Origin of the sequence: Nocardia sp. NPDC058497 (assembly GCF_042720195.1) — a bacterium.
GTDB lineage: Bacteria > Actinomycetota > Actinomycetes > Mycobacteriales > Mycobacteriaceae > Nocardia.
In genome coordinates this window covers 1-3,051 of sequence record NZ_JBHXMY010000662.1, presented here as the reverse complement: position 1 = coordinate 3,051, position 3,051 = coordinate 1, and the positions used below count along the sequence as shown (strand labels likewise).

Genomic DNA, 3,051 nt, shown 5'->3' with positions numbered 1-3,051 from the left:
GCACTATGTGCGCTCGCCCCCCCGCCCATGGCCCTCCACCCGCGCTCACCCCGCGGGAACATCCAGACGCTTCTTCGCTTCAATAAGGGGCCAACCCCCCAGACCGTCGTCGCCCACGCCGCGCCCACCATCCGCGCCTCGGACTGGGTGGTCGACATCGGCCCGCTGGCCGGCGAGCACGGTGGCCGGGTCGTGCACAGCGGCCCCTACACCGAGCTGCTCACCGAACCCGAATCACTCACCGGCGCTTACCTTTCCGGCCGGGAGCAGATCGAGGTGCCGATGGTGCGCCGTCCGGTCGACAAGAAGCGCAAGCTCACCGTCGTCGGCGCCACCGAACACAATCTGGCCGGCATCGACGTGGCCTTCCCGCTCGGTGTGCTCACCGCGGTCACCGGCGTCTCCGGCTCGGGCAAATCGACCCTGGTCAACGACATCCTGGCGACGGTGCTGGCGAACAAGCTCAACGGCGCCCGCCAGGTGCCGGGCAGGCACACCAGGATCAACGGCCTCGACCACCTGGACAAGCTGGTCCAGGTCGACCAGTCGCCGATCGGCCGCACCCCGCGCTCGAACCCGGCCACCTACACCGGCGTCTTCGACAAGATCCGCACCCTGTTCGCCGCCACCACCGAGGCCAAGGTCCGCGGCTACCAGCCGGGCCGGTTCTCGTTCAACGTCAAGGGCGGCCGCTGCGAGGCGTGCTCGGGCGACGGCACGCTCAAGATCGAGATGAACTTCCTGCCGGATGTCTACGTCCCGTGCGAGGTGTGCCACGGCGCCCGCTACAACCGGGAAACCCTCGAGGTGCACTACAAGGGCAAGACCATCGCCGAGGTGCTGGACATGCCCATCGACGAGGCCGCCGAGTTCTTCGAACCGGTCACCTCGATCCACCGCTACCTCAAGACCCTCGTCGAGGTCGGCCTCGGTTACGTGCGCCTCGGGCAGAGCGCACCGACCCTGTCCGGTGGTGAGGCCCAGCGCGTGAAGCTGGCCGCCGAGCTGCAGAAGCGCTCGACCGGACGGACCGTCTACATCCTCGACGAGCCGACCACCGGCCTGCACTTCGAGGACATCCGCAAGCTGCTCAAGGTGATCAACGGGCTGGTCGACAAGGGCAACACGGTGATCGTCATCGAGCACAACCTCGATGTCATCAAGACTTCGGACTGGGTCGTCGACATGGGTCCCGAGGGCGGTTCCGGTGGCGGCACCGTGGTCGCGACGGGCACGCCGGAGGACGTGGCCCTGGTGTCGGACAGCTACACGGGACAGTTCCTCAAAGAGGTGCTCGCCGCTCCGGCTCCGGTGCGGGCCGCGGCGAAGAAGGCAGCCAAGAAGGCGGCACCCGCCGCGAAGAAGGCGCCTGTCGAGACGGCTGCGGCCAAGCGGCTGGCGCGAAAGGCGGCCGCGCTGCGCTGAGGCCGGATAGCCTGCCTGACGGGACTTTCCGAAAACGCGACAAAGTGAAACACGGGTGGGTAGCATTCGCCTCACCGTTGCCGGAGTACCGGACAGTAACGGTTAGTCGAACCGGCATCCCGTGGTGTCTCGCGCCCGTGGGCGGCGCGATCGCGGATGTCGTGCAGTTTGAAAGGAACGTCCCCATGGATGAAGCCACCACGGCGCTCATCGGCCAGATTCTGTCTTTCCTCAGTGGCGGATCCTCGGTGGCCTACGAGCCCACCAAGCCGACTGTCTGACCCGGCAGAATCGAAAGGAACACCTGAGTAATGGATACCGGAAGCGCGGCGCTGTTCTCCGCCATCGCCAACATGATCTCCTCCGGCTCGGCCGTGTCGGTCACGCCGGGCACCCCGCCGGTCACGCCGCCCCCCGCGGCCTGAGTCCGACGAAGTAGCGGCCGCCCGGCCCGTAGACGCGAAGATCCGCCGACGTGCGCGTCGGCGGATCTTTTCGTTTCTCCGGTCTCGGGTCCGGTCAGTGCACCGGGCCGGTGTACTTCTCGCCGGGGCCCATGCCGGGCGCGTCGGGCACCGAGGAGGCCTCGCGGAAGGCGCGCTGCAGCGCCTGCAGGCCATCGCGGATCGGGCCGGCGTGCGGGCCGAGGTACTCCACCGACGCGGTGACCAGGCCGGCCAGCGCGGTGATCACCCGGCGCGCCTCGTCGAGGTCGACGTGCGCCCCGGAGTGCGGGTCCTCCGAGGCCAGCCCCAGCTTCTCCGCGGCCGAACTCATCAGCATCACGGCGGCGCGGCTGATCACCTCGACGGCGGGGATGTCGGCCAGGTCGCGCACGGGGGGATCGAGCTCGTCAGTCATGGCGACAAGGCTATATCGAGGCGGTTGCGGCCCCTCCGCGCCAGGTCGATTCGGCGATAGCGGAATGCGATGCTAGACTTTCCGCTGACGACCGCCCCTGGTTGTGTCATGCAAGCCTGGGGCAGATAAGTGGAGCCCGACTCCCACCGTTACCGGCGAGCAATCGTACTGGACTAACGGTCCCGGTCACCCGCCCTGTGGCGGGTTTCCTGTGTGCCTGGCACGCAGGGGTCGACACCGAGCTCGTGAGGGCATCGGCTGTGGGCGATCGGTCGACATCGGGCCCCGTCGCGGAGAAATACCGCAACGGGGCTTTCGTGTTGAAACAGGGGTTGCAGTTATTGCGCGCGGTCGTTATGACGACACCGCTTGACCTAGGAGGCCCCATCAGCACTGAGACCCGCATCAACGATCGCATCCGTGTTCCCGAGGTCCGTCTCATCGGACCCGGCGGCGAACAGGTTGGGATCGTGCGTGTTGAAGATGCACTTCGCGTCGCGCTCGAAGCCGACCTCGACCTCGTCGAGGTGGCACCCGATGCCCGTCCGCCGGTCTGCAAGATCATGGACTACGGCAAGTTCAAGTACGAGACGGCGCAGAAGGCGCGCGAGTCCCGGAAGAACCAGGTCCAGACCGTGATCAAGGAGCAGAAGCTCCGCCCGAAGATCGACGACCACGACTACGAGACCAAGAAGCGCAACGTGGTGCGCTTCCTCGAAGCCGGGTCCAAGGTCAAGGTCACGATCATGTTCCGCGGTCGTGAGC

3 protein-coding genes are annotated in these 3,051 nt (G+C 67.1%); 2 read left to right on the top strand and 1 reads right to left on the bottom strand.

Annotated features, from left to right (window positions below; all coding sequences use genetic code 11):
* A partial coding sequence (locus ACFWPJ_RS29095; RefSeq protein ID WP_378856139.1) for an ATP-binding cassette domain-containing protein occupies window positions 1-1,425 on the top strand: 1,425 nt, incomplete at its 5' end.
* Between the two features lie 519 nt (window positions 1,426-1,944).
* Here the strand turns inward: ACFWPJ_RS29095 and ACFWPJ_RS29090 are convergent.
* Window positions 1,945-2,286: a DUF1844 domain-containing protein gene (locus ACFWPJ_RS29090; protein WP_378856137.1), complete on the bottom strand. Its 342-nt coding sequence runs from the start codon at window positions 2,284-2,286 to the stop codon at window positions 1,945-1,947.
* 356 nt (window positions 2,287-2,642) lie between these two features.
* On the opposite strand from ACFWPJ_RS29090, the gene infC reads away from it, so the two are divergent.
* Window positions 2,643-3,051, top strand: a 409-nt coding sequence (infC, locus tag ACFWPJ_RS29085; protein ID WP_378856141.1) for a translation initiation factor IF-3, incomplete at its 3' end; no start/stop codon positions are given.